This is a genomic window from Achromobacter sp. NCFB-sbj8-Ac1-l (assembly GCF_052695805.1).
The window spans coordinates 4626792-4649417 of the sequence record NZ_CP199812.1 but is presented as its reverse complement, the minus strand read 5'-3'; the positions used below and the strand labels follow the sequence as shown (position 1 = coordinate 4649417).

Here is a 22626-nt window from a genome sequence, read left to right as displayed (position 1 = left end):
TTGCTTACGCTGGCCCTGCACGCTTTTCCTCGCGCCTTGCCTGTCGCGACGGAACTGCGCATCGACGTCAACCACGCTCCGCAAGAGGTGGACAAGGAACTCGATGCCATCTACGACCGTATGAATCGTCCCTCGGATCGCTTGCACGGATTGCAGGAGGTCCGTACCGACATCCCTGGCCTTGTGCTTCGCCATCGCGAAGCCGATGGCGAGTACTACGTGTACGTGGTGGACGTGCGGCGGGGCCGGCTGGCGGGCTATACCGTGTTCAACCGGTTGATCGAAGTGGGGCGGCGCGCCGACCCTTATGTGCGCGCGCCGCACTCGAAATACGCCGCGCCCTACCAGGGCATGGGCTTGGCGACCTCGGTCTATCGCTGGGGGCTGGATGCGGGCCTGTGCATCATGAGCGGTGCGCGCCAGTCGCCCGCCGCACACCGCCTGTGGCTGGGCCTGGCTCGTGACTATGCGCTGGGTTATGTCGACCTGCGACGCAAGCGCCTGAACTACCTGGGCCGTGCGGTGACGCCGACGGTGCTGGCCGACCTGCATACCCGCATGTTCCTGCTGGGGCGGGGGTGGACGCTGTCCGACTACCTGTCGGCCACCGGCATGAGCCCCGCTTGAAACCCTGACGACGCGACGAATGCCGCATGAAACCGCCCGGAAACCCGGCGGATAGTGCGCTTTCGCAACAGCTTTAGGGAAATCCCCGGGACAGATGACGCCCGCGGCCACTGGCCGCCGGCGTCATCCGGCTGTCAGCCGCGCCCCGCTTGCGCATCGGCGCGCCGAGCCCGTGCGGGGGGCGGCACGACAGAAACGGGGACGCAAGTCTTGCGATGCAACAATGTTTCCATGAGATGCCCGGGTTACAAAACATATCCGAACTGTCATGAACAGGCGGGGTATGCTGGCTCGCAGAAAGAGGGCATCCGAAGTGCATCAGAACAACTTGATCTACAAGGGATACCGGCTGACGGCCAAAGTGTCCCGGGGCGCTGGCGCTGAGGTTCAAGCGTTGCCCAGCGGCCCCGTCTTCATCGCATCGGTCATGGTGGTCCAGGCGGGCGCGGTCCGCGAAGGCGGCGACGAATACCCCGTGCCACGCTTCGCCGAAGGCGGTTTTGTCTACAGTCCGCGCGAAGCGGTGCATGCCGCCATCCTGCATGGCCGCGAAATCGTCGACGGCCTGACCAACATGCCAGCCTGAGGTCCAGGCCGGGAACCCTGGCCTGCCTCGCCGCCGGGCCGTCCGGCCATCGGCGGCGGCCGTGCGCCGCTCGCCTAGTCGGCGAACACGGCCTGCCAGTCGCGCGTCTTGGCCAGCGTCTGCACGGTGGCCGACTGCTCCAGGATGGTCACGGCCTTCTTGAATTCCTCGGCCGACGCGCCGTCTTCCAGAATCACCATGCGCGAGTTGCGCGCATCCGCCATTTTCACGTCCGACATCTTGCCGTGGGTCTGGTAGACCTGGGTCCAGTCCATTTTCTTGCCGGCCTTGAGCGCGATCGGCTCGATGTACGTCAGCGCCGTGCTGCCCGCGGCGCGCACCGCGAACGCAAAATCGGCGGTGTGGCCACTGCTGCCCTTGGCGCGCGCCCCCTTGACCATGCGGTTCACACCAACGCCCGCCGCCAACGCACGGCCGACCTGGGCGCGAAAACGCAGCTGGCTGAACTTGGGCATCCACTTGGCGCACTGGAACGACAGGGCCATGGCCAGCTTCACCGCGTCCCACAAGGCTTCCTGCAACTGCTCGTTGGGGCCCGAGGCCACGATGGCGCCCGACTTGTCGAAATGCGCCAGGCTCACGCCCGGCGTTTCGTTCAGGATGTCGATGCGCTTGGCGGCCAGCTCGATGCCGTAGCTGGACGCGTGCATCGCGGTCTCACAGGCATCGGTGAGATAGAACGTGGCGTCGTCCGGGTGCGCGATGAAGAACGCGGCGTGCTGGCCGTCCAGGCCGAGGGTCATCGGCGAGATGGCGCGGATGGCATGCTCGCCCGCCGGCAGGACGGTCCAGCCGGAGGCTTCCAGGAAATTGCTCATAGGATCAGTTCGATTTGTCGGCCTTTGAGGGGATGCGCGAATCCGCCGGTCAGGGTCAGGTTGGCCCTCGGCAGGAAATACTGCATCAGCTCGCCGATCGTGTGCAGGGCGGGCACGATGGGCTCGGCATAGCCTTCGCCTTCGTTCACCCAGATATGTTCATGGCTGCGGTCCGCCAGCGGCTTGCGGAACTGCGGGCGGCCTTCGCCCACCAGGCTGGTGTGGAACGAGTCGTCCGTGTCCACGCCGAACACGCGGTGCGGGCCCACGAACAGGCTCGCGCAGAACGCTTCGGTCAGAAAGAGGGTGGCCTGGCCGTGCACCACGGTGCGGGCGCCGCGGTAGGTGGCGCGAAAGATCACGTCGTCGCGCACTTCACCCTTGATGCGGCAGGGGCTGGCAAATTCCATCCATTGGGGGCTGGCGCCGACCGGCTTGGGCATCCAGGTGATCTGCTTGATGGTTTCCTTGGGCTCGGCAAGGATCTCTTGCACCTCATCAACGGTGATTAGCGGTTCGAACTTGTTGGCCATGGAAACGGATCTAGTGTCTGGAAATGCGTCGCGCGGTACGCGTCGCCGCAGGGGTCCGGCGTGCGCGCGGCAGCGCGAGAGGGGCGGTTTTTTCCCAATCAGGCTGTCCGCCGGCAGAAAGCGTCCGGCCCAATGGGAAAAGCCCCCTTGCGGGAGCTGGTCCGCGCAGCGGGAACTGCGCGGGGCGTAATCTTACAAGATGAAGACGGTGCCGGTCTTGCGGCTGTATGGATATACAGGCAAAACCGGCGCCTTGGCAGCGGACTGTCAGCCTGCGGCGCCGGACGCGACCCGGCGCCGCGCCGCGCGACGGGGATCGTCGGCGCTGCGCGCGGCTACAGCGAGCTGGCCGCGAACGTGTCGCATTGCTTCAGGTTGCCGCTTTCCAGGCCGCGCTTGAACCAGCGCACGCGCTGGGCCGACGAACCATGCGTGAAGGCGTCCGGCACCACGTAGCCCTGGCTTTGCTTTTGCAGGCGGTCGTCGCCGATTGCGGTGGCCGCGGCCAGCGCTTCTTCGACGTCGCCGCCTTCCAGGATGTTGCGCGCCGCGTTGGCCCGCTGCGCCCACAGCCCGGCAAAGCAATCGGCCTGCAGTTCGAGGCGCACCGACAAGGCGTTGGCCTGCGACGGATTGCGGCGGCGCAGGTTGTCGACCTGGTCTGATATGCCCAGCAGATGCTGCACGTGATGGCCGACTTCGTGGGCAATCACGTAGGCCTGCGCGAAATCGCCAGGCGCCTTGAAGCGGTTCTGCAATTCATCGAAAAACGCCAGGTCGATGTACACCTTGCTGTCGGCCGGGCAGTAGAACGGCCCCATCGCGGCCTGCCCGGTGCCGCAGGCCGTGGGCGTGGCGCCGCGAAACAGCACCAGCTTGGGCGCCACGTACTGGCGGTTCAGGTCTTTCTGGAAGATGGCGCTCCAGGTGTCTTCGGTTTCGCCCAGCACCTTCGAGACGAAGCGCGCCTGCGGGTCGTTGGCGGGCGGCTTGGTGGCCGGCGCCTGCTGCTGCGTGGGCGGCCCTTCGGCCATCTGCAGCACCACGTTGGGATCCACGCCAAAGTACATGGCCACCAACGCCAGCACGATGGTGCCGATGCCGATGGTGCCGCGTCCGCCGATGCGCGGGCCGCTGGCGCGGCGGTCTTCCACATTGTCGCTTTCGCGGGAATCATCAAGGCGCATACTGTGTCTCCGGGCGGGCCGGATGGACCGCCATGTGTTGCATCGCCGCCATTGGCTGGGCGGCCTTCAAGAGTGTTAGGATAATCCCATGGCCCTTCATTTAGATATCCACCCCGCGAATCCCCAACCGCGCCTGCTCAAGCAGGCCGCCCAATGGCTGACCGACGGGGGCCTGGTGGCGGTGCCCACCGACTCCAGCTACGCGGTGGTCGCGCGCCTGGACGACAAGAACGCCGCCGACGGCCTGCGCCGCCTGCGTGGCCTGGACGAACGGCATCACCTCACGCTGCTGTGCCGCGACCTGGCCGAAATCGGTCATTTCGCCCGCGTCGACAACCGCCAGTACCGCTTGCTCAAGGCTGCCACGCCCGGCCCCTGGACCTTCATCCTCGAAGCCACCAAGGAAGTGCCGCGCCGCGTCTCGCATCCCTCGCGCAAGACCATCGGCATCCGCGTGCCCGACCACGCCGTCATGCTCGGGCTGCTCGAACAGGTGGGCGCGCCGCTCTTGTCCACCACGCTGATCCCCAAGGATGAAACCGAAGCGCTGAACGACGCCGAAGCCATCCGCGAGCGCTACGACCACCAACTGGCCGCCATCATCGATGCCGGCGCCTGCCCGCATTCGCCCACCACCGTCATCGATCTCACCAGCGAAGAGCCGGTCGTGGTGCGCGTGGGCCGCGGCGATCCTTCCACGCTGGGTCTGGCCTGAATCCGCCTGCCATGCTCCACCGCCGGGCGCGGGCGCGCCCGGCGCGCGTCAGGCGATGCCTGCGCTGCGGCGCATGTCGTCATGCGGCTCCTCTACAATCCGGTTCGCCATGAACGACATCATCCAAACCATCGCGGTCTACGCGATACCGGTCATCTTCGCCATCACGCTGCACGAGGCGGCCCACGGCTATGTCGCGCGCATGTTCGGCGACCCCACCGCCTACCAGGCCGGCCGTGTCAGCCTGAACCCGGCGCGTCACATCGACCCCGTCGGCACGCTGCTGGTGCCGGTCGTGATTCTGCTGATGTCCAAGCTCATGGGCAGCCCCGGCATGCTGTTTGGCTGGGCCAAGCCCGTGCCGGTGGATTTCGGCCGCCTGCGCCGGCCCAAGAAAGACATGCTATGGGTGGCGCTGGCCGGCCCGGCCGCCAATCTGCTCATGGCCATCCTGTGGGTGTTTTCGCTGCGCCTGTTCCTCGAATCCGGCATGCAGGAAACCTTCTGGTACGAAATGGCCATGGCCGGCGTCCAGGTCAACCTGGTGCTGATGGCCCTGAACCTGCTGCCCATCCCGCCGCTCGATGGGGGACGCATCGTTTTCAGCCTGCTGCCCAACCGGCTGGCCTGGCAATACTCGAAAATCGAGCCCTACGGCCTGGTCATCGTGGTCGTGCTGCTGGTGACCGATGTGCTATGGATATTGATGCGTCCGATCCTGGCGTTAGGAACGACAATCGTTCAGTGGTTTCTGTAGGATTTCGGCCAATATCCGTTAAACTCAGCGGTTTCATTGATTCTGGCCCTGAGGCATCCCGCCATGGGGCGTTGGAGCCCTTCATTTATGGCATCCCCTGCAACCGCCGCAGGCGTTAATTTCCAGGGCAGCATGGTGGCCCTCGTCACCCCGATGCAGCCCGATGGCAGCCTTGACTACGCTGCCTACCGGTCGTTGATCGACTGGCACATCCAGGAAGGCACCGACGCACTCGTGGTGGTGGGCACCACCGGGGAGTCGCCGACGGTTTCCATGGAAGAACACGCGGAACTCATCCGCGTGGCGGTTGAACATGCCGCCGGCCGCATTCCGGTCATTGCCGGCGTGGGCGCCAACTCCACCGACGAAGCCATCCACCTGACCCGCCACGCCAAGGCAGTGGGCGCGCAGGCCGGCCTGTCCGTGGTTCCTTACTACAACAAGCCCTCGCAAGAAGGCCTGTACCGCCACTTCCGCACCATCGCGGAAGCCGTCGACCTGCCCACCATCCTGTACAACGTGCCGGGTCGCACCGTTGCCGACATGAGCAACGAAACGGTCCTGCGCCTGGCCCAGGTGCCGGGCATCATCGGCATCAAGGACGCCACTGGGGACATCGCCCGCGGCGGCCTGCTGCTGCGCGAAGCGCCTGCCAGCTTCCAGGTCTTCAGCGGCGACGATCCCACCGCTGCCGCCCTGATCCTGCTGGGCGCCCGCGGCAATATCTCCGTTACCGCCAACGTCGCGCCCAAGCTCATGCGCGACCTGTGCGCGGCCGCACTGGCGGGCAATGTTCCCAAAGTGCGTGAACTAAATGCACACCTGGCTCGTCTGAACAAGGCTTTGTTCGTTGAAGCCAATCCTATCCCCGTCAAGTGGGCGTTGGCCGAAATGGGCCGCACCGCACTGGGCTACCGGCTTCCGCTGGTTGAACTGGGGGCGCAGCACCATGAATCGGTGCGTCGTGTGCTCCAGGAAACGGGTCTGCTCTAAATATCGTGAGGATACGTATGAACAAGCGTCATGCCGGTCTGTCGGCATTGATGTCTCTGGTGTTGTTGGCCGGCTGCAGCGAGGTCAACCAATTCCTGGGCAATGAAGAATCCGTCAACTACAAGAGCGCCGTCACTCAGCGTGGAGAGCCTTTGAGCATTCCGCCTGACCTGACCCAGGCCGCCAGCGATCCGCGCTACCGCGCGCCCGCTTCCGGCTCGACGACGTACTCGCAGTTCCAGCAACAAGGCCAGGCGCAAGCCAGCAGCCCCAAGGCCAGCAACGTGCTGCCCGGCCGCCAGGACATGCGCGTCGAGCGTGACGGCGATCTGCGCTGGCTGGTCGTCGACCGTGCCCCCGAAGACGTCTTCCCGCGTCTGGTCGACTTCTGGACCGAAAACGGCTTTACCGTGGCCAGCAACAACCCGGCTGCCGGCCTGATCGAAACCGACTGGGCGGAAAACCGCGCCAAGATCCCGGAAAGCTGGCTGCGCCAAGCCCTGGGCGCGGTGCTGGAATCGGCCTGGGACAGCGGCGAGCGCGAGAAATTCCGCACCCGCGTCGAACGCGTCAACGGTCACACCGAAGTCTACGTCAGCCACCGCCAGATGCTCGAAAAGCGCGTCGGCGGCGACGGCTCGCAAGTGCAGTGGCAGAACGGCAAGGAAGATCCGGGCCTGAACGCCGCCATGCTGGCGCGCATGATGGTCTACCTGGGTTCCGACGTCGACAACGCCCGCAAGCTGGTGCAGCAGGCCGAAGCCGCGCCGCAAAAGCCCGCGGTTCAGCAAGACGTCCGCGCCCAGGGCGCCCTGCTGATCGTCAACGAATCGTTCGACCGCGCCTGGCGTCGTGTCGGCGTCGCGCTGGACGGCGGCGGCTTCGCCGTGGACGATCGCGACCGTTCGGCCGGCGACTACTTCGTACGCTACTTCGACACCGACACCGGCGAAAAGATCGACCAGCCGGGCTTCTTCAGCCGCATGTTCTCGGGCGACAAGAAGGCCGAAGCGCCGCAGTACCGCATCCACCTGACCGCCAGCGGCGACCAGACCAATGTGACGGTGCTGGATGCCAAGGGCGAACGCGACAGCAGCGCCACCGCGCAGCGTCTCTTGAGCGTGCTGAAAGACAAGATGTGATGTCGACCGCGGGCGCTGATGCAGCGCCTGCGCGGTTCAAAGGCCCCTGCGGGGGCCTCTTCTTTTGGTCGCTTTCATTCCTGTCAGACAAACAAAAGCCCCGGCATCGCTGCCGGGGCTTTGTCGTACCTAGAGCGGGGGTTCTTCTCTAATTACGATGCGGGCGTGGTCGAGCCGCCCGGGGTGTTCGAGCCGCCGCCAGGCGTGGTGCCGGGCGTGGGGGCCGGAGCCGGCGAGGTGGCCGGGGGCGTGGTGGAAGGCGCGGGGGTGCTCGCGCCCGGAGTGGGGTTGTTCGCGGGCGCCGGGGCATCTTCCTTCTTGTTGCAGGCGCTGAGCGACACCGCCAGCACCGACGCAATAATCAAGGTTTTGCTCATCATTTTTGGACTCCTGTAGATGACGACTCTTGAAACCCCGTCAGGGGAAACCAGAATCCAGGCTACAGGAAGCCGTAAGCCCTGCGAGTGTGAAAGTTAAAAAGGTCGCATCCCAACGGCAACAAACCTTTCCGCCACGTGTGATGTCTTTCCTTATGTGACCCCGCGATCAGACCTCATTGCGTTCTGTGCAATACAGATACGCATAGGTGTCTGGATACTACGAGGCCACATAGTGGATCCACCCTGAATCCAGCCAATCGGCCAGGCACGAGCGGGCTTCGTCGCACAGGCGGGCGCAGGCGGGGTCGGCGCAATCCAGGCTGCGGGTGTCGGCCAGCTTGCACAGCGCGGCCGAGGCCGGCGTCATGGCGGTTTCACCGTTGATGAACAGCTGCTTGCCGCGGTAGAGCATGCGGCTGCGGCGGTCCAGCACCAGCTTGCCGGCAGTGGGCCAGTCTTCTTCCAGGTCCACGTCCAGGTCTTCAGGGGCATCGAAAACGCTGAGGTTGCTGGGCTCGGTCAGCCAGCAGCCCAGAAAGCGCGAGGCCAGCGCGTCGTCAAAGCGCAGCTTCTGCACGGTCTCCAGGGTGGCCTCGACCAACGCGTCGGGCACCTGCGCGGGCGTCGTGACGGCGGCCTGGGCCGGGTCGCGGTACACGGCCGACAGCTTGGGGCCGGGCAGTGCCGGTTCGCCGTACGGACCACCCAGCAGGCCGACGCGCGCCATGACCTGGTCGGCCGCGGCTTCGAGCAGGCCACGGGCCAGCGTGGCCTGCGTGGGGGCGCGAAAACCGATGGAGATGGTCATGCAGCCGTCACCCGCGGCGATGCCGTCGTGGGCGGCCTGGGGCGGCAGGTACAGCATGTCGCCGGGGGCCAGCACGGCTTGCGCTTCGGGCTCGAAGCGGCTCAGGATCTTGAGCGGCAGGCCCGGTTCCAGCGACAGGTCTTTCTGGCGCCCGTAGCGCCATTCGCGTTCACCGGCCGCTTGCAGCAGGAACACGTCGTAGCTGTCGAAGTGCGGGCCGACGCCGCCGCCGTGGCTGGCGATGCTGATCATCACGTCATCCAGGCGCGCGTCGGGAATGAAGCGGAACTGCTGCATCAATTCGGCCGCGGCATCGCTGTGCAGGTCCACGCTTTGCACCAGCAGGGTCCAGTCGCCTTCGTTGTCTTTCGGCAGGCGGGCGAAGGGGCCGCTTTCCATTTGCCATTCGCCGTTCTCGCGCCAGATCAGGCGCGACTCGACGTCGTCGCGGCGGGCCAGTTTCTTGATGGCCGCGATGGTGACAGGCGGCTTGAAGTCGGGAATGGCCTGGCGGATCAGGAGCGGCTTCTTTTGCCAGTACCGGCGCATGAAGTCGTTGGGGCTCTGGTTGCCCAGCAGCGGCAGGGGATGATCGAGGTTCATTGCAGGTGCTTTTTCAGGCGGTAGAGGGCGTCCAGCGCTTCGCGCGGAGTCAGGCTGTCGGGGTCGATGCCGGCGAGTTCGTCACGCAGGCCGTCCAGGGCCTCGATGGCGTCGGCGCGGTCGGCCTCGGCGTAGGCTTGCGCGTCGGCGTCGGCAGCGGCCGAGAACAGGCCCAGCTGCGGCGTGGGCGCGCCTTGCGCTTCCAGGCGTTCCAGTTCGCGGGTGGCCTGGCGGATCACGGCGGCGGGCACGCCCGCGCGCTGCGCCACCTGGATCCCGTAGCTGCGACTGGCGGGGCCTTCGCGCACTTCGTGCAGGAATACGATGCCGCCGGCGGACTCGGCCGCGGCCAGGTGCACGTTGGCCGAGGCGGGCTGTTCGGCCGGCAGGCGCGTCAGTTCGAAGTAGTGGGTGGCGAACAGCGTCAGGGCGCGGTTGTGCGCCAGCAGGCGGCAGGCAATTGCCCAGGCCAGCGCCAGGCCGTCGTAGGTGGACGTGCCGCGGCCGATCTCGTCCATCAGCACCAGGCTATTGGGCGTGCTGGCCGACAGGATGGCGGCCGCTTCCGTCATTTCCATCATGAAGGTCGAACGTCCGCCGGCCAGGTCGTCGGCGGCGCCGATGCGGGTGAAGATGCGGTCGATCTTGCCGATGCGGGCGCGCGCGGCGGGCACGAAGCTGCCGATGCGCGCCAGCAATACGATCAGCGCCACCTGCCGCATGTAGGTCGATTTACCGCCCATGTTCGGGCCGGTGATCAGCAGCATGCGGCGCGCCGGGTCGAGCCGGCAGCCGTTGGGCGTGAAGCGTTCGATGGCGTTTTCCACCACCGGATGGCGGCCCGCATCGATGTCGATGTCGGCCTGCTCGGACAGTTCGGGTGCGATCCAATCGTGGCGGCGCGCATGGTCGGCCAGCGCGGCCAGCGTGTCCAGTTCGGCCAGGGCGCCCGCGCAGTCGGACAGCGGGCGTACGTGTTCGGCCAGCACATCCAGCAATTGTTCGAACAGCCACTTTTCGCGAGCCAGCGAGCGGTCTTGTGCCGACAGTACCTTGTCTTCCCAGGTCTTGAGTTCCGGGGTGATGTAGCGTTCGGCGTTCTTGAGCGTCTGGCGGCGGCGGTAGTCTTCCGGCACCTTGGCCGTCTGGCCCTTGGTGACTTCGATATAGAAGCCATGCACGCGGTTGAATTCCACGCGCAGGTTGCTGATGCCGGTGCGTTCGCGTTCGCGCGCTTCCAGTTGCACCAGGAAGTCGCCGCCGTCGGCGGCCAGCGCCCGCAGTTCATCGAGTTCGGGATCAAAGCCCGTGGCCAGCACGCCGCCGTCGCGGATGGCGACCGCGGGCTCGGCGGCAATGGCGCGCACCAGCAGGGCGGCCAGCGCCGGATCGACCGACAGGTGCGAGATCAGCTGGCCCAGGCGTGGGGAATCGGCCATGGGCTCGACCAGGTCGCGCAGCGCCGGCAGGGCTTGCAGCGCATCGCGCAGGCTGGCCAGTTCGCGCGGACGCACCGAACGCAGCGCCAGCCGTGCGGCGATGCGTTCGATATCGGGAAACGCGTTCAACGCACTGCGCAGGCCTTCCAGCAGCCCGGCCGAGCCGAAGGTCTGCTCGACGTCCATGCGGCCGGCCAGCAGCGCCGAGATGGCTTGCTGGCGGGCGTGGGCTTGCTCGTTTTCGCGCAGCGGATGATGCAGCCAGCGGCGCAGCAACCGGCTGCCCATCGGCGTGCGGCAGCCGTCCAGCAGCGAGAACAGCGTAGGCGCGTCTTCGCCGGACAGGGTCTGCGTCAGTTCCAGGTTGCGGCGCGTCACCGGGTCCAGCAGCACGAACTGGCCGGGCCGTTCGGCCGACAGGCTCTGCACGTGCGCCAGCGCCTGCGATTGCGTGCGGGCCGCGTAGCGCAGCAGTGCGCCGGCTGCGCAGATGCCCGCGGGCATGTCTTCGATGTCGAAGCCGGCCAGCGTGTCGGTCTTGAAGTGCGCCAGCAGATGCGCGCGCGCGCCATCGCTTTCGAAATGCCAGTCCGGCACGCGCGAACGGGCGCCCTCGAACGGGAAGTCGAATTCCGCGCTGTCCGCGCACACGATCTCGGCCGGGGCGATGCGATGCAGCTCGGATTCCAGCTGCGCCGGCGCGCATTCGGTCACGCGGAAATCACCGCTGGCCAGGTTCAGCCACGCCAGCCCGGCCCGCGGCGCGCGCGCGTTGCCGGACACGAAGACTGCCGCCAGTGCGCGATCGGCCTTGGCCGGCAGCAGCGCGTCGTCGGTCAGCGTGCCGGGCGTGACGATGCGCACGATGCGGCGCTCGACGGGGCCTTTCGAGGTGGCCGGATCGCCGATCTGTTCGCAGATGGCGACCGATTCACCTGCCGCTACCAACCGCGCCAAGTATTGCTCCATTGCGTGCACCGGCAGCCCGGCCATCGGGATGGGCGTGCCGTTGGACGAACCCCGCTTGGTCAGCGTCAGGTTGAGCAGCCGCGCGCCGCGCTCGGCGTCTTCATAGAACATTTCATAGAAGTCGCCCATGCGGTAGAACAGCAGCAACGGACCAGCCTCCGACTTGAGTCGGAGGTATTGCTGCATCATGGGGGTGTGGCCCGCGTGGGCGTCGGCGGCGGAGTGTTGTGTTGCGGAATTCATGCCCGTGATTGTATCGGGCCGGGGCGGGGGATGTGGCGGGCAGTTCATGGCCCGTGAGACGGGGTGAACGAAAAGTGGCGGTCAGCGGGAAGGGCGGGATTGTGGGGGGCAACAGCGAGCCAGTGACCCTGCTTTACGGAGAAGGCGGTGGCGTGACGGGGGCGAGAGGGGCTGGCATCGCCTGCGGCTGAGAGGGCGGATACGAATAGACCCACGGAGCAGCCGCCGGCGGCATGCGTTGCAGACCGAAGTAAATGGCGCCGATCACCGCGATGATGCTCACGATCCACTTGTAGATGTCGGTGTGGGCCCTCTCGACGGATGCGCGGATGCTTCCGATATCCAGCTTCGCGTCAATGCTCGCGAGCGTGGTCTTGACGGCAATGACGTCGCCTTTGAGGGTGTCGACGTCCTTCTCGATCCGACCCAGCCGGCCGTCGATGACATCTACGCGTTTTTCAAGGTGTGCCAGGCGATTCATTCGCGCATTATCGCCGCCGTGGCCCCCAGAGCCAAACGAGGATCCGCGACCACCCTGGATGGATGTGCGTGACGAGTCCTTTGATGTCAGTTCATTCTGCTTCACTGCCGTTCCGTTTTCTGATTCAACCCAGGCAGATTAATCAAAACCGTTCGTGCAGACTGCAAAGACGCTCGCTTGTAGGACGAGCTCGCATCCGGGGTCACCGCAGCGGGATTGCATACGTCGAAACAAGGCAGGGAATGGCACCGCAAGCCATTGAGGTTCCAGCAACCCGCTCAGTCGCTAACGGCGGGTGAGGATGGATAAGGTCGGCCCGGCTGTGGATGCCAGGCGCGTGCTACGACATGTCCGCCAGGGGCGGATTCAACAGCCGATCTTGGCTTCCTGGCCGTAGCCGAACGGCCAGCGGCGGCGGGTGGGTTCTGGCTTGGTGGTCTCTTCTTGCATGGTCTTCTCCTTGTCTTGCAGTCCCGAGGATTCTATTTCCCCGGATGTAACAGCATTGCAAGTGATCGTTAGCACTCTATCGGTCGAGGCGTCGGACGTGGCCACGGCGGCTCAATCGGCCGCGAACAGGGTGACCTGGCGTTCCAGCGCGTAGGTGGCGCGGTAGCTGGCGGGCGTGGCACCGCGGTCGATAAGGAGCAGGCCTTCGCGTTCGGCGGCGGCCAGGACGTCGCGCAGCTTGGGGCCGCTTTCCACGCCGGTGGCCTCTTGCAGGCGGCCCAGCGGCAGGTAGTCGCCATTTTTCACGCCAGCCAGGCGCGGGAAGGCGCTGAGCCAGATGCTGCGTGGGGGCGGGGTGTTGATCAGACTGGTCATGGTCGGGCCTCCCGTGCGGTCTAGATACTGTATGAATAAACAGTATATCCGATCAGTCCTATTTCGCTGGGCGGTGATGTCGCATCAGTCTGAGATGGGTGCCTTGGGGGCAGGTGCCACTCGCCTCATTCCGGCATTGCGGGCGCAGAGACGGGCGGGCACGCCGACGACAACTGCGGTCAGCCCGACGCCGCACCGTTATGCGCCAGCAAGCAGGCCACCAGCGCATCGAACACCACCTTGCAGCGCGGACTGGCGCGCAGGTCTTCGTGCATGGTGATCCACGTTGCCAGGGAAAAGGCGGCTTGCTGCGGCAGAACGCGCACCAGGGTCTTGTCGCGCCGGGCCAGCGCAGCCTGGCAGATGCCAATGCCGGCACCGGCGCGGATCAGGGCCAGTTGCGCCAGGTCGCTGTCGGCGCGCAGGGCAAAGGTGTCCCGGTGCCAGGGAATGGGGAAACGCTTGCCGGCTTCGCGCAGGAAGGGCGTCAAGGCGTCGTAGCCGATCAGGGTGTGGCCGGCCAGGTCGGCGGGCTTGGCCGGAGTGCCATGGCGGCGCAGGTAGTCTTTGCGAGCGAACAGGCCGAGGTCGACGGCGCCGACCGAGCGGGCGATCAGCTGTTCCTGCTGGGGTGGGGCCATGCGCACGGCGATGTCGGCTTCGCGCAGCAGCAGGTTCTGCACGCGGTTGGTGGGCGCCAGTTCAAGGGTCAGGCCGGGATGATCGCGTCGCAGTTGCGCCAGGACCGGCGGCAGCACTTCGATGCCGATGACTTCGCTGGCCGAGATGCGGACGGTGCCGGTGATGCCTGGGCCGTGGCCGGACGCGGCGCGTTCCAGCGCGGCGGCGTTGCTTTGCATGGCCTCGGCGTAGCCGCGCAGCGACAGGGCGGCGTCGGTGGCGAGCAGGCCGGTTTGCGACCGGGTGAACAGCACCTGGCCCAGGGCGCTTTCCAGGGCGGCAATGTGGCGGCCCACCGTGGGCTGGGTGATGCCCAGGGCGCGCGCGGCGCCGGACAGCGAGCCTTCGGCCAGGACGGCGAGAAAGCTGCGGTAGAGTTCCCAGCCGATCGTGTTGGTCATGCATAAATGTATAGCTGCACCGCCAGGTTCAGCAATTTATTTATTGAGGGCGCGGCGCCAGAATGTTTGCCATGGGACGACAGGAGCAAGACCATGAGCATGGCAACGATGATTCAGGCGCAGCAGCCCGGCACGGCGCTGGTATTGGGCGCCACCGGCGGGGTGGGGGGTGAGACGGCGCGGCAGCTGCGCGATGCCGGTTGGGGCGTGCGCGCCCTGGCGCGAGGGCTGGCGACGGAAACGGCGCAGCAGGACGGCATCACCTGGTTGCGCGGCGACGCGATGAACCGGCAGGACGTGGCGCGGGCGGCGATGGGGTGCGAGGTGATCGTGCATGCCGTGAATCCGCCGGGCTACCGCCGTTGGGGCGAACTGGTGCTGCCGATGATCGACAACACGATTGCGGTGGCGCAGGCGCAGGGCGCCACCATCGTGCTGCCGGGCACGATCTACAACTACGGGCCGGATGCTTTTCCGGTGCTGACGGAAACCTCGCCGCAGCATCCGCAGACCCGCAAGGGGGCGATCCGGGTGGAATTGGAACATCGCCTGCAGGTGGCCAGCGGCCGTGGCGCGCGTGTGATCGTGCTGCGGGCGGGCGATTTTTTCGGGCCGCGCGCCGGCAACAACTGGTTCTCGCAAGGGTTGGTGAAACCGGGGCGGCCGGTGAGCGTGGTGCAGGCGCCGAGCGCGCGTGGGGTGGGGCATCAATGGAGCTATCTGCCGGACGTGGCGCGCACGTTGGTGCAGGTATTGGCGCGCCGCGACGCCTTGGCACCGTTCGCGGCATTTCATATGGCGGGGCATTGGGATGCGGACGGCACGCAGATGTCAGCCGCGATCGTGCGGGTGGCAGGGCGTCATGGCGTTCGGCCGCGAGTGCGCGCGTTTCCGTGGTGGCTGCTGCGGCTGGCGGCGCCGTTCGTGCCGACACTGCGCGAGCTGATGGAAATGCGGTATCTGTGGCGCCAGCCGCTGCGCATGGACAATGCGCGGCTGGTCGAGCTGTTGGGCGCGGAACCGCTGACACCGCTGGATGAGGCCGTGGAGGCGACCTTGCGCGGATTGGGTTGCCTGCCCGCATTGCCTGCCAGGGCCAAGGCGTTGGCCTGACCCGGCAAGCAGGCAAGCACGCAGGCAGGCCCGCACGCACGCAGACGGGCAACCGAGCAGGCAACCGAGCAGGGACGCAGGCAATCAATCAGGCACGCAGGCAATCACTCAGCCAAGCCAGCCAGCCTGTCGGCCCGCCCGGCTTGCCCCCGTCAGACCCGGACATGCACAATGGCGCCACGCGGCCGTTGCAGCGCCGCGGGAGCCCCCGATGTCCGACCTGCCTTTTCCCGCCCCGCTGGATGCCAGCGAGCGGGTGACGATTGCCTTTGGCCCCCATCGCGCCGAGTTCGCGCCGGGTGGTGGCGGGCGCCTGACGCGCCTGTCGACCGACGCGCACGACTGGATCGTGCCGTTGGCCGAATCCGAATGGCCGCCCGCGAAGTGGCCGCGCGCGGGTTCCTATCCGCTGGCGCCGTATTCCAACCGGGTGCGCGATGGCGTCTTCACTTTCAACGGGGCGCGGCATCCCTTGCAGTCGTTGCCGGGACGGCCGCAAGCCATTCACGGCAGCGCCTTGTACCAGGCCTGGCAGGTACGTCACCTGGCCGACGATGCGGTGGATCTGGTGCTGGATCAGCCCGCCGGCGTGCTGGGCTGGCCGTGGGCATTTGAATGCGTGCAGCGTTATCGGCTGGACTCGCGCGGCCTGTCGCTGACGCTGCTGATGATCAACAAAGGCGATTCACCGATGCCGTTTGGCTGCGGCATTCATCCGTATTTCACGGCCGAGCGGGTGGCGCTGCATGCGCGCCGCCACTGGCCGGCGGATGCCGATGGCCTGCCCACCGGCAGCCAGACCACCCATGTGCGTGAGCTGGGCTGGTCGGCCGCGGGCTGCGATACCTATCTGTCGCAATGGGGCGGACGCGCCACGCTGCATTGGTCGGATGGACACGAACTGGCGCTGCACGCCGATCCGGCCTTCGCGCATCTGGTGGTGTACACGGCGCCGGGCTCGTCGTTCCTGTGCGTTGAACCCGTGACCAACGTGGCTGATGCCTTCAATCTGGCGGCAGCGGGCGACACTCGTACCGGCCTGCAAGTGCTGGAGCCGGGCGCGCGGTTCAGCGCGACGCTGCTGCTGGCGCTGCAACCGCCCCGTTGAATCTGCCGGCCGGTGTGAATGTCCGCTGGCAAGCGCCCGCTGCTACGGCGATAATCCGGCAAAACCAGTCCAGGAGTCGTTACGTGAAAAAGCTCAGCACCGAACAATTGCAGGCCGCGGCCGAGACGCTGCGCCGGGTCCAGGCCAAGCTGGCCCGCTCGGGCAACCTGCCGCTCGAGCCGACGATCTACGCCAGCGCCAAGGGCTTTCGGCGCAACGTGCCGGAATACGTGTGGTCGTGGCTGTCCGGCCTGCTGGCGCCGCACAAGAGCCTGTCCGCCTGGATGGATGCGCATCAGCCTGGCTGGCGCGAAGGCAAGACGCCGTCCGCGGTGGTGTATGCGCGCACCGAGAACGGCTGGTTCGATTGGCTGATCGCTGAGCTGGAAGCCGAAATCCGCGACCCGCATGCTCGCGCCAAGCGGGAAGGCCAAGCCTGAGTCCAGAAGGGGCGCGGCGCGCGCGATCGCTGGGCGGGTGATCGCAGCGGCCCGACGGCCGGGCGAAGCGAACCCGGCGGCGTGCAGTCAGGTCCGGGAACGCAGGCTGCGGGCGCGCAGCCGTTGCAGCAGCAGGAACAACCCTTCCAGCACGGCGGCCACCAGCAGCGCCGCCAGCACCGATCCCAGCACCAGCGCATCCCACATGCGCGGCGGGCCGACCCGGAACTGGATGGTGTCGAACACCAGGCCGGCGGTGACCCCGGCGACGACGGCCGCTTTCCACCCTTGCAGGGGGACCAGCCGCAGCATCAGCAAGGCGAACGCCACCATGCCCCACAGCATGGGTTCCGCGGCTTGGCCGAACAGGTGACAGATCAGAGCAGACTCCCGAAAACGCGGCGACAGGCCGAAAGCCCGTCGCGCGCAGTCGAGTTTGTACCTCTTTCTTTACGGCAATGCGAGACACCCGTCCTATTTTTTTCAGGAACCGCCCGCGGCGGTGCCGAAACGGGCGGGTGGGGTGTCAGAAGCCTTCCAGCACCACCTTGCCCTGGGCCTTGCCGCTTTCGATGAAGGCGTGCGCGCGCCGCAGGTTTTCGGCGTTGATCTTGCCGTAGTGTTCGCCCAGCGTGGTGCGCAGGGTGCCGTTGTCGATCAACCGTGCGGCCTGGTTCAGCAGTTCGTGCTGGGCGATCAGGTCGGGCGTGCCGTGCAGGGGCCGCGCGAACATGAATTCCCAATGCAGCGAGGCCGACTTGCCCTTGAGCAGGCGCACGTCGATGGCCGCGGGGTCGTCGATCAAGGCGATCTTGCCTTGTGGGGCGATGGCCTCGGCCATCTGCGCGAAGTGCTTGTCGGTCTGGTTCAGGCCGGCAATGAAGCTCACCTGCGGATAGCCGATGCGCTTGAGTTCTTCGGTCAGCGGCTGGCTGTGGTCGATGACGTGGTGGGCGCCCAGTTCGCGCACCCAGGCCTGGGTTTCAGGCCGGGACGCGGTACCGATGACGGTCAGGCCGGTCAGCTGGCGGGCCAATTGAACCAGGATGGATCCCACGCCGCCTGCCGCGCCGATGACCAGCAAGGTGCCCTGGCTGGGGGCGGCGTTGTCCAGCACGCGCAGGCGGTCGAACAGCAGTTCCCAGGCGGTGATGGTGGTCAGGGGCAGGGCGGCGGCCTGGGCGAAGTCCAGGCTTTGCGGCATGCGGCCGACGATGCGTTCGTCCACCACGTGCAGTTCGCTGTTGGCGCCGGGGCGTGTCAGGGCACCGGCATACCAGACGCGGTCGCCGGGCTTGAACAGGCTGGTCTTGGCGCCGACGGCGCGCACGATGCCGGCGGCGTCCCAGCCGATGATCTCGGGCTGGCCGTCCTTGGGCTTGCGGTTGGCGCGGATCTTCACGTCCACCGGGTTGACGGAGATGGCCTTGACCTCGACCAGCAGGTCGTGGTCGCCGGGCACGGGATCGGCAGCGGTGATGTCCTGCAGCGATTGGGGATCGGTGGCGGGCAGGTTCTGGAAGTAGGCGATGGCTTTCATGGGGGCTCGATAGATCAGTCAGGGGTCTGGAAACAGGGCGAGGCCGGGGCCGCGGCGGCAAGGGCCCCGACGAGCGTGAACGGAATATCAGGCGATGGTGCGCACCACGCCGCCATCCACTCGCAGCGCGGCGCCGTTGGTGGCCGAGGCCTGTTTCGAGCAGGCGTACACGACCATGTTGGCGGCTTCTTCCACCGTGGCCAGCCGGCGCAGCAGCGAGGTGGGGCGGTGCTGGGCGATGAAGTCGCGTTCCATCTGGTCTTGCGACACGCCCTGTTCCTTGGCCATCTCGGCAAAGAAGTCGGCCACGCCTTCGGACCGGGTGGGGCCGGGCAGTACCGCGTTGACGGTGACGCCGGTGCCGGCGGTCAATTCCGCCAGGCCGCGCGACACGGCCAGCAGCGCGGTCTTGCTGACGCCGTAGTGGATCATTTCGGTGGGAATGTGCAGGGCCGATTCGCTGGAGATGAAGACGATGCGCCCCCAGTTGGCGGCCAGCATGCGCGGCAGGTAGTAACGCGACAGGCGCACGCCGCTCATGACGTTGGTGTCCAGCATGCTCTGCCAGTCGTCGTCGGTGATTTCCGTGAACGACTTGGGTTCGAAAAAGCCGGCGTTGTTGACCAGGATGTCGATGTCGGGATGCGCGGCGCAGATCGAGGCGGCGCCGTCGGCGGTGGCGATGTCGGCCTGCACGGTGCTGACCTGGGCGCCGGGGTGCTGGCGCACGATGGCGTCGGCGGCGTGCTTGAGCTTGTCGGCATTGCGGCCGTGCAGCACGACTTGCGCGCCGGCTTCGGCCAGGCCCTGGGCGATGGCCAGGCCGATGCCGCCGGACGATCCGGTGACCAGGGCCTTCTTGCCGTTGAGTTCGATGTTCATGGGGGACTCCATTGCAGGTTCGGGGGTGTGGCCATGATTACCTGTCCGCGAACAATGAAAAACCGGCTAGCATCGGACTCAGTTTCAATAATTTTTTGAAAATGAGTCCATCATGCTTCGGTTTGAAGACCTGCGGATCTTTGTCGCGGCGGCCGATCACGGCAGTTTTTCGGCGGCGGCACGCGAGCTGGACCTGACGCCCGCGGTGGCCAGCGCGGCGCTCAAACGGCTGGAGCTGACGCTGGAAACGCGGCTGTTCGTGCGGTCCACCCGCAGCCTGCGCCTGACCAGCGACGGCGAGCGCTACCTGGAATACGCCCGGGCCGCGCTGTCGACCCTGCAGGCGGGCCAGAATGCGCTGGCGCGCGACAAGACGGCGATTTCCGGCACCTTGTCGGTGTCGATTCCGTCTGACCTGGGGCGCCATGTGCTGCTGCCCTGGCTCGACGCGTTCCAGCTGCGGCATCCGCGCGTGAGCTTCCAGGTGCGTATCAGCGACCGGCTGGCCGACCTGTACCGGCAACCGGTCGATATTGCCCTGCGCTACGGCACGCCCAACGATTCCAGCCTGGTGGCGCTGCCGCTGGGCGAGCACAACCGCCGGGTGGTGTGCGCCTCGCCCGCGTATTTCGCGCGCCATGGCGTACCGCAGGCGCCGGCGGATCTGCGTCGGCACAATTGCCTGTGCTTCGTGCTGGGCGAATCGCTGCACGACCGCTGGACGTTCGAGCGCGGCGGCGCCAGCCAGGTGGTGCCGGTCAAGGGGGATCGCGTCGGCGACGACGGCGACCTGGTGCGGCGCTGGGCGTTGGCTGGACACGGCGTGGCCTACAAGTCGCGCTACGACGTGCTGGCCGATTTGCGCGCCGGCCGGCTGGTCGAGGCATTGTCCGACTACGGCAGCGAGCCGTCGCCGCTGTACCTCTTGTGCGTGCACCGCATGCTGCTGTCGCCGACGGTCAAGCGCTTGCGCGAGTTCCTGCAGGCGCGCTTGCGCGACTTTGAAGCGGGCGTCGACACGGGGCCGTGAACCCCCGGCAGGCATTGCCCAGCCACGCCGCGGCGCCTCAGTGATGCGCGGCCGCCCGGGCATTGGCCGCGCGGGTCCGCGCTGCTTTCTTGGCGGCAGCCGAGCGTCCCGCCGCGCCCTTGGTCGCGGCCGCCTTCTTCGCGGCGGCCGAGCGGTCCGCAGCCGTGCGCGACGCGGCCGTCTTGCTGGCGTGGCGCGACAACGCGGCCTTCGCGGCCGGCCGGGGGCTTTCCTTTTTCAGGGCTCGGGTGGTGGCGCGGGCGCGTGTGGCGGACTTGACGTGGCCGTCATGGGCGGCCTGGCTGTCCTGTTCGGCTTTGCGCCGCGTCGCTGCACTGGCTTTCTTGGGGGCCGGCAGGTCGACACCGGCGCGGCGCGCCTGCGACAGGCCGATGGCGATGGCCTGCTTGGTCGAGCGCACTCCGTGCTTGCCTTGGCGGACGCGGTCGATTTCCTCGCGGACGAATTCGCCGGCCTGGGTGGATGCGGATTTGCCTTGCTGCTTGTCGCGCGCGGCGCGTTGCAGGGTTTTTCGTTCTGGCATGACGAGACCTCCTTGCTAGCGGTTGCGAAAAGCGAGTGGCGGGCCGCGACCGAGGCCGCGGACGTCGGAACTCGTAACACCACTCTAGCGCGCAGCGGGTATCCTGGGTGTTCGAATGGATTGCCGGTCGTAAGCGCCGGAACATCGCGCACGGCCGACGATTCGCGACTCACCCCCTCTACACCGGAGACGAGCTATGTCGAACCATGTCTACAAGCAGATCGAATTGGTGGGCTCTTCCACCAAGTCCACCGACGACGCCATCACCCAGGCCATCGCGCGCGCATCCGAAACCCTGCGCAACCTGGATTGGTTCGAAGTCACCGAGGTGCGCGGCCACATCAAGGACGGCAAGGTGGCCCACTGGCAGGTCGGATTGAAGATCGGCATGCGCCTGGAAGGCAACGAAGGCTGACGGGGAGGGTGCTCTTTTTTTGAGCGCCCCTTCCAAGTGGTTGTTGGATAAGGAGTTTTTCAGCTTGTTATGCGGCTGTTCAGAGGCTTGTCCACATTCGATGGGGACAAGCCTGGGCCGCGCCGGGCTGCCGCCGGCTGGGCGGTCCGCCAAGGCGGCCGCGGCCCGAGGTTGAGCGTTTATTGCCCGCATTGCGCAAGTCCTTGGCTCAAAAGGGATTTTCACCTCTGCCCGCAGGCTGTCCTCAGCCTTATCCACATTTCCCGGGGACAACCTGGCGCCCCTTCCTGCCCATTTGGGCCTTTCTTGACCACCCCTTGCAGGTCATTGATGCGCAAGGGAATTCCGCACCTGCCCTCAGACTGTCCTCATGCTTGTCCACAGAATGCTGGGACAAATGCACAACGGGCCGCGCTCGTGGCCGAGGATGCCCGATTCATCCTTGTGGCGGTGGATAAGTGGCCAAAAAATCAGCCAAAAGGACGATTGCGCATTTTTTGACCGGTGATCGCAAGTGCTTGCCTCCACACGGTTTTTCGAGACTGCCCGCCACCTGTCCTCAAGCTTTTCCACAGTTGAGGGGGATAAGAATCGCCCACAAAAAAAGCCCCCCGACGTAGCGGGGGGCTTGATCGCCCGGAGGTAAGCGGGCGATCTGTGCCGGACGGGGAGGCGCCCCGGCTCCGGCAACGGCGGCGATCAGGCGTTGAATTTCTTGACCCAGTCCACGTAGCGGTCGATCCAGCCTTGCAGGAACTTGCGCGTGCCTTCGTTGGTGATGGTGTACTGGTCGTCGACCAGGCCTTCGGTGTACTGCAAGAAGACTTCCGGCGTGGTCAGGGCGACGGCGCCTTCGGCGGCCAGGATGTTGCGCAGGTGCTGCTGCATGAGAGCGGTGCCGGCGGCGCTGGGCGAGGTGCCCACGATGCCCACGGCCTTGCCGGTCCAGGAGTTCTGGCCCCACGGACGCGAGCCCCAGTCGATCGCGTTCTTGACGGCGGCGGGCAACGAGCGATTGTGCTCGGGCGACACGAACAGGATGCCCTGGGCGTCCAGGATCTGCTGCTTGAGCTTGGCGGCGGGGGCGGGCAGGTTGTTCTCGTTGTCCTGGTTGTACAGGGGCACATCGCCCAGGCTGACGTAATCGAACTTGAAGTCCGCGGGTACCAGTTTTTCCAGCGCACGGGCCAGGCGCAGGTTGATCGACGCGGCGCGCAGGCTGCCGACGAAGACAGCGATCTTGTAGGTGCTCATGGGGCAGGTGCTCCAGGGGACTAGGGGAAGTCCAGTGTAGACCTGTCCTCATGACGGCTCAATGCCGGCGGCCCAATAAGGTTATGGGGTG

The 22626-nt window shown here is 66.5% G+C and carries 25 protein-coding genes; 11 read left to right on the top strand and 14 right to left on the bottom strand.

The window, feature by feature from the left end; translation table 11 throughout:
• Positions 1–627, top strand: coding sequence for an N-acetyltransferase (locus ACUDP5_RS21230; protein ID WP_263912205.1), 627 nt, complete (start codon positions 1–3; stop codon positions 625–627).
• Positions 628–940: 313 nt separating this feature from the next.
• A complete protein-coding gene (locus ACUDP5_RS21225; RefSeq protein ID WP_263912203.1) occupies positions 941–1213 on the top strand; it encodes a hypothetical protein in 273 nt (90 codons plus the stop codon).
• A gap of 74 nt (positions 1214–1287) precedes the next feature.
• Here the strand turns inward: ACUDP5_RS21225 and ACUDP5_RS21220 are convergent, their stop codons facing one another.
• From ACUDP5_RS21220 to ypfJ, 3 genes are all read right to left on the bottom strand, one after another.
• The gene (locus tag ACUDP5_RS21220; protein WP_263912202.1) at positions 1288–2052 is read right to left on the bottom strand and encodes a DUF1828 domain-containing protein; all 765 of its coding nucleotides are present in this window, start codon (positions 2050–2052) and stop codon (positions 1288–1290) included.
• Complete coding sequence (locus ACUDP5_RS21215) at positions 2049–2585, bottom strand: hypothetical protein (protein WP_263912200.1); 537 nt, start codon at positions 2583–2585, stop codon at positions 2049–2051. Before ACUDP5_RS21215 ends, ACUDP5_RS21220 begins: the two co-directional genes overlap by 4 nt.
• A 335-nt stretch (positions 2586–2920) precedes the next feature.
• Positions 2921–3772: a KPN_02809 family neutral zinc metallopeptidase gene (gene ypfJ / locus ACUDP5_RS21210; RefSeq protein ID WP_263912198.1), complete on the bottom strand. Its 852-nt coding sequence runs from the start codon at positions 3770–3772 to the stop codon at positions 2921–2923.
• 88 nt (positions 3773–3860) lie between these two features.
• On the opposite strand from ypfJ, the gene ACUDP5_RS21205 reads away from it, so the two are divergent.
• From ACUDP5_RS21205 to bamC, 4 genes are all read left to right on the top strand, one after another.
• Positions 3861–4487 carry an L-threonylcarbamoyladenylate synthase gene (locus ACUDP5_RS21205; RefSeq protein WP_263912197.1) on the top strand — a complete coding sequence of 209 codons (627 nt, stop codon included), beginning with the start codon at positions 3861–3863 and terminating at the stop codon, positions 4485–4487.
• Positions 4488–4596: 109 nt separating this feature from the next.
• Positions 4597–5244 (top strand): site-2 protease family protein, encoded by a 648-nt coding sequence (locus ACUDP5_RS21200; RefSeq protein ID WP_263912196.1) that lies wholly within the window; start codon positions 4597–4599, stop codon positions 5242–5244.
• An 87-nt stretch (positions 5245–5331) separates the two neighbouring features.
• Positions 5332–6237, top strand: coding sequence for a 4-hydroxy-tetrahydrodipicolinate synthase (gene dapA / locus ACUDP5_RS21195; protein WP_025138040.1), 906 nt, complete (start codon positions 5332–5334; stop codon positions 6235–6237).
• 17 nt (positions 6238–6254) lie between these two features.
• Positions 6255–7379, top strand: coding sequence for an outer membrane protein assembly factor BamC (bamC, locus tag ACUDP5_RS21190; protein WP_175192761.1), 1125 nt, complete (start codon positions 6255–6257; stop codon positions 7377–7379).
• A 152-nt stretch (positions 7380–7531) separates the two neighbouring features.
• On the opposite strand, the gene ACUDP5_RS21185 is transcribed toward bamC, so the two are convergent.
• The 6 genes from ACUDP5_RS21185 to ACUDP5_RS21160 all read right to left on the bottom strand — a co-directional run bounded on the left by ACUDP5_RS21185 (position 7532) and on the right by ACUDP5_RS21160 (position 14209).
• Positions 7532–7759 (bottom strand): endopeptidase, encoded by a 228-nt coding sequence (locus tag ACUDP5_RS21185; protein ID WP_105557453.1) that lies wholly within the window; start codon positions 7757–7759, stop codon positions 7532–7534.
• A 217-nt stretch (positions 7760–7976) separates the two neighbouring features.
• Positions 7977–9170: a JmjC domain-containing protein gene (locus ACUDP5_RS21180; RefSeq protein ID WP_445657124.1), complete on the bottom strand. Its 1194-nt coding sequence runs from the start codon at positions 9168–9170 to the stop codon at positions 7977–7979.
• A complete protein-coding gene (mutS, locus tag ACUDP5_RS21175) occupies positions 9167–11821 on the bottom strand; it encodes a DNA mismatch repair protein MutS (protein ID WP_445657123.1) in 2655 nt (884 codons plus the stop codon). Before mutS ends, ACUDP5_RS21180 begins: the two co-directional genes overlap by 4 nt.
• A gap of 133 nt (positions 11822–11954) precedes the next feature.
• Positions 11955–12302 carry a hypothetical protein gene (locus ACUDP5_RS21170; protein WP_263912129.1) on the bottom strand — a complete coding sequence of 116 codons (348 nt, stop codon included), beginning with the start codon at positions 12300–12302 and terminating at the stop codon, positions 11955–11957.
• A 561-nt stretch (positions 12303–12863) separates the two neighbouring features.
• Complete coding sequence (locus ACUDP5_RS21165) at positions 12864–13127, bottom strand: hypothetical protein (RefSeq protein WP_263912128.1); 264 nt, start codon at positions 13125–13127, stop codon at positions 12864–12866.
• Between the two features lie 179 nt (positions 13128–13306).
• On the bottom strand, positions 13307–14209 hold the full coding sequence (locus tag ACUDP5_RS21160; protein ID WP_445657122.1) for a LysR family transcriptional regulator: 903 nt from the start codon (positions 14207–14209) through the stop codon (positions 13307–13309).
• 93 nt (positions 14210–14302) lie between these two features.
• Here ACUDP5_RS21160 and ACUDP5_RS21155 point away from each other — a divergent pair, with 93 nt between their 5' ends.
• The 3 genes from ACUDP5_RS21155 to ACUDP5_RS21145 all read left to right on the top strand — a co-directional run bounded on the left by ACUDP5_RS21155 (position 14303) and on the right by ACUDP5_RS21145 (position 16870).
• A complete protein-coding gene (locus tag ACUDP5_RS21155; RefSeq protein ID WP_445657121.1) occupies positions 14303–15322 on the top strand; it encodes an NAD-dependent epimerase/dehydratase family protein in 1020 nt (339 codons plus the stop codon).
• A 211-nt stretch (positions 15323–15533) separates the two neighbouring features.
• Entirely contained in the window at positions 15534–16430 is an 897-nt protein-coding gene (locus tag ACUDP5_RS21150) for an aldose epimerase family protein (RefSeq protein ID WP_445657120.1), read from the top strand.
• 83 nt (positions 16431–16513) lie between these two features.
• Positions 16514–16870 carry a hypothetical protein gene (locus tag ACUDP5_RS21145; RefSeq protein WP_263912124.1) on the top strand — a complete coding sequence of 119 codons (357 nt, stop codon included), beginning with the start codon at positions 16514–16516 and terminating at the stop codon, positions 16868–16870.
• An 87-nt stretch (positions 16871–16957) separates the two neighbouring features.
• Here ACUDP5_RS21145 and ACUDP5_RS21140 read toward each other — a convergent pair whose 3' ends face one another.
• The 3 genes from ACUDP5_RS21140 to ACUDP5_RS21130 form a co-directional block, all read right to left on the bottom strand.
• Complete coding sequence (locus ACUDP5_RS21140) at positions 16958–17215, bottom strand: hypothetical protein (RefSeq protein WP_445657119.1); 258 nt, start codon at positions 17213–17215, stop codon at positions 16958–16960.
• 181 nt (positions 17216–17396) lie between these two features.
• Complete coding sequence (locus ACUDP5_RS21135) at positions 17397–18410, bottom strand: zinc-binding alcohol dehydrogenase family protein (RefSeq protein WP_263912122.1); 1014 nt, start codon at positions 18408–18410, stop codon at positions 17397–17399.
• 87 nt (positions 18411–18497) lie between these two features.
• Complete coding sequence (locus ACUDP5_RS21130) at positions 18498–19292, bottom strand: SDR family NAD(P)-dependent oxidoreductase (protein ID WP_445657118.1); 795 nt, start codon at positions 19290–19292, stop codon at positions 18498–18500.
• A gap of 112 nt (positions 19293–19404) precedes the next feature.
• On the opposite strand from ACUDP5_RS21130, the gene ACUDP5_RS21125 reads away from it, so the two are divergent.
• Positions 19405–20322, top strand: coding sequence for a LysR family transcriptional regulator (locus ACUDP5_RS21125; protein ID WP_263912120.1), 918 nt, complete (start codon positions 19405–19407; stop codon positions 20320–20322).
• A 37-nt stretch (positions 20323–20359) separates the two neighbouring features.
• Here the strand turns inward: ACUDP5_RS21125 and ACUDP5_RS21120 are convergent, their stop codons facing one another.
• Positions 20360–20866 (bottom strand): DUF6496 domain-containing protein, encoded by a 507-nt coding sequence (locus tag ACUDP5_RS21120; protein ID WP_263912119.1) that lies wholly within the window; start codon positions 20864–20866, stop codon positions 20360–20362.
• Positions 20867–21062: 196 nt separating this feature from the next.
• Between ACUDP5_RS21120 and ACUDP5_RS21115 the strand changes: the two genes are divergently transcribed.
• Complete coding sequence (locus ACUDP5_RS21115) at positions 21063–21281, top strand: dodecin (RefSeq protein WP_025138019.1); 219 nt, start codon at positions 21063–21065, stop codon at positions 21279–21281.
• A 699-nt stretch (positions 21282–21980) separates the two neighbouring features.
• Here the strand turns inward: ACUDP5_RS21115 and ACUDP5_RS21110 are convergent.
• Entirely contained in the window at positions 21981–22535 is a 555-nt protein-coding gene (locus tag ACUDP5_RS21110) for an NADPH-dependent FMN reductase (protein ID WP_263912116.1), read from the bottom strand.
• Positions 22536–22626: the final 91 nt, after the last annotated feature.

Coding starts and splice junctions, on each gene's coding strand:
- ACUDP5_RS21140 (WP_445657119.1), bottom strand. CDS start 17,215: ATGCTGTGGGGCATGGTGGCGTTCGCCTTGCTGATGCTGCGGCTGGTC.
- ACUDP5_RS21220 (WP_263912202.1), bottom strand. CDS start 2,052: ATGAGCAATTTCCTGGAAGCCTCCGGCTGGACCGTCCTGCCGGCGGGC.
- ACUDP5_RS21200 (WP_263912196.1), top strand. CDS start 4,597: ATGAACGACATCATCCAAACCATCGCGGTCTACGCGATACCGGTCATC.
- ACUDP5_RS21180 (WP_445657124.1), bottom strand. CDS start 9,170: ATGAACCTCGATCATCCCCTGCCGCTGCTGGGCAACCAGAGCCCCAAC.
- ACUDP5_RS21160 (WP_445657122.1), bottom strand. CDS start 14,209: ATGACCAACACGATCGGCTGGGAACTCTACCGCAGCTTTCTCGCCGTC.
- dapA (WP_025138040.1), top strand. CDS start 5,332: ATGGCATCCCCTGCAACCGCCGCAGGCGTTAATTTCCAGGGCAGCATG.
- ACUDP5_RS21150 (WP_445657120.1), top strand. CDS start 15,534: ATGTCCGACCTGCCTTTTCCCGCCCCGCTGGATGCCAGCGAGCGGGTG.
- ACUDP5_RS21170 (WP_263912129.1), bottom strand. CDS start 12,302: ATGAATCGCCTGGCACACCTTGAAAAACGCGTAGATGTCATCGACGGC.
- ypfJ (WP_263912198.1), bottom strand. CDS start 3,772: ATGCGCCTTGATGATTCCCGCGAAAGCGACAATGTGGAAGACCGCCGC.
- ACUDP5_RS21135 (WP_263912122.1), bottom strand. CDS start 18,410: ATGAAAGCCATCGCCTACTTCCAGAACCTGCCCGCCACCGATCCCCAA.
- bamC (WP_175192761.1), top strand. CDS start 6,255: ATGAACAAGCGTCATGCCGGTCTGTCGGCATTGATGTCTCTGGTGTTG.
- ACUDP5_RS21120 (WP_263912119.1), bottom strand. CDS start 20,866: ATGCCAGAACGAAAAACCCTGCAACGCGCCGCGCGCGACAAGCAGCAA.
- ACUDP5_RS21155 (WP_445657121.1), top strand. CDS start 14,303: ATGAGCATGGCAACGATGATTCAGGCGCAGCAGCCCGGCACGGCGCTG.
- ACUDP5_RS21185 (WP_105557453.1), bottom strand. CDS start 7,759: ATGATGAGCAAAACCTTGATTATTGCGTCGGTGCTGGCGGTGTCGCTC.
- ACUDP5_RS21115 (WP_025138019.1), top strand. CDS start 21,063: ATGTCGAACCATGTCTACAAGCAGATCGAATTGGTGGGCTCTTCCACC.
- ACUDP5_RS21130 (WP_445657118.1), bottom strand. CDS start 19,292: ATGAACATCGAACTCAACGGCAAGAAGGCCCTGGTCACCGGATCGTCC.
- ACUDP5_RS21165 (WP_263912128.1), bottom strand. CDS start 13,127: ATGACCAGTCTGATCAACACCCCGCCCCCACGCAGCATCTGGCTCAGC.
- mutS (WP_445657123.1), bottom strand. CDS start 11,821: ATGAATTCCGCAACACAACACTCCGCCGCCGACGCCCACGCGGGCCAC.
- ACUDP5_RS21205 (WP_263912197.1), top strand. CDS start 3,861: ATGGCCCTTCATTTAGATATCCACCCCGCGAATCCCCAACCGCGCCTG.
- ACUDP5_RS21215 (WP_263912200.1), bottom strand. CDS start 2,585: ATGGCCAACAAGTTCGAACCGCTAATCACCGTTGATGAGGTGCAAGAG.
- ACUDP5_RS21125 (WP_263912120.1), top strand. CDS start 19,405: ATGCTTCGGTTTGAAGACCTGCGGATCTTTGTCGCGGCGGCCGATCAC.
- ACUDP5_RS21110 (WP_263912116.1), bottom strand. CDS start 22,535: ATGAGCACCTACAAGATCGCTGTCTTCGTCGGCAGCCTGCGCGCCGCG.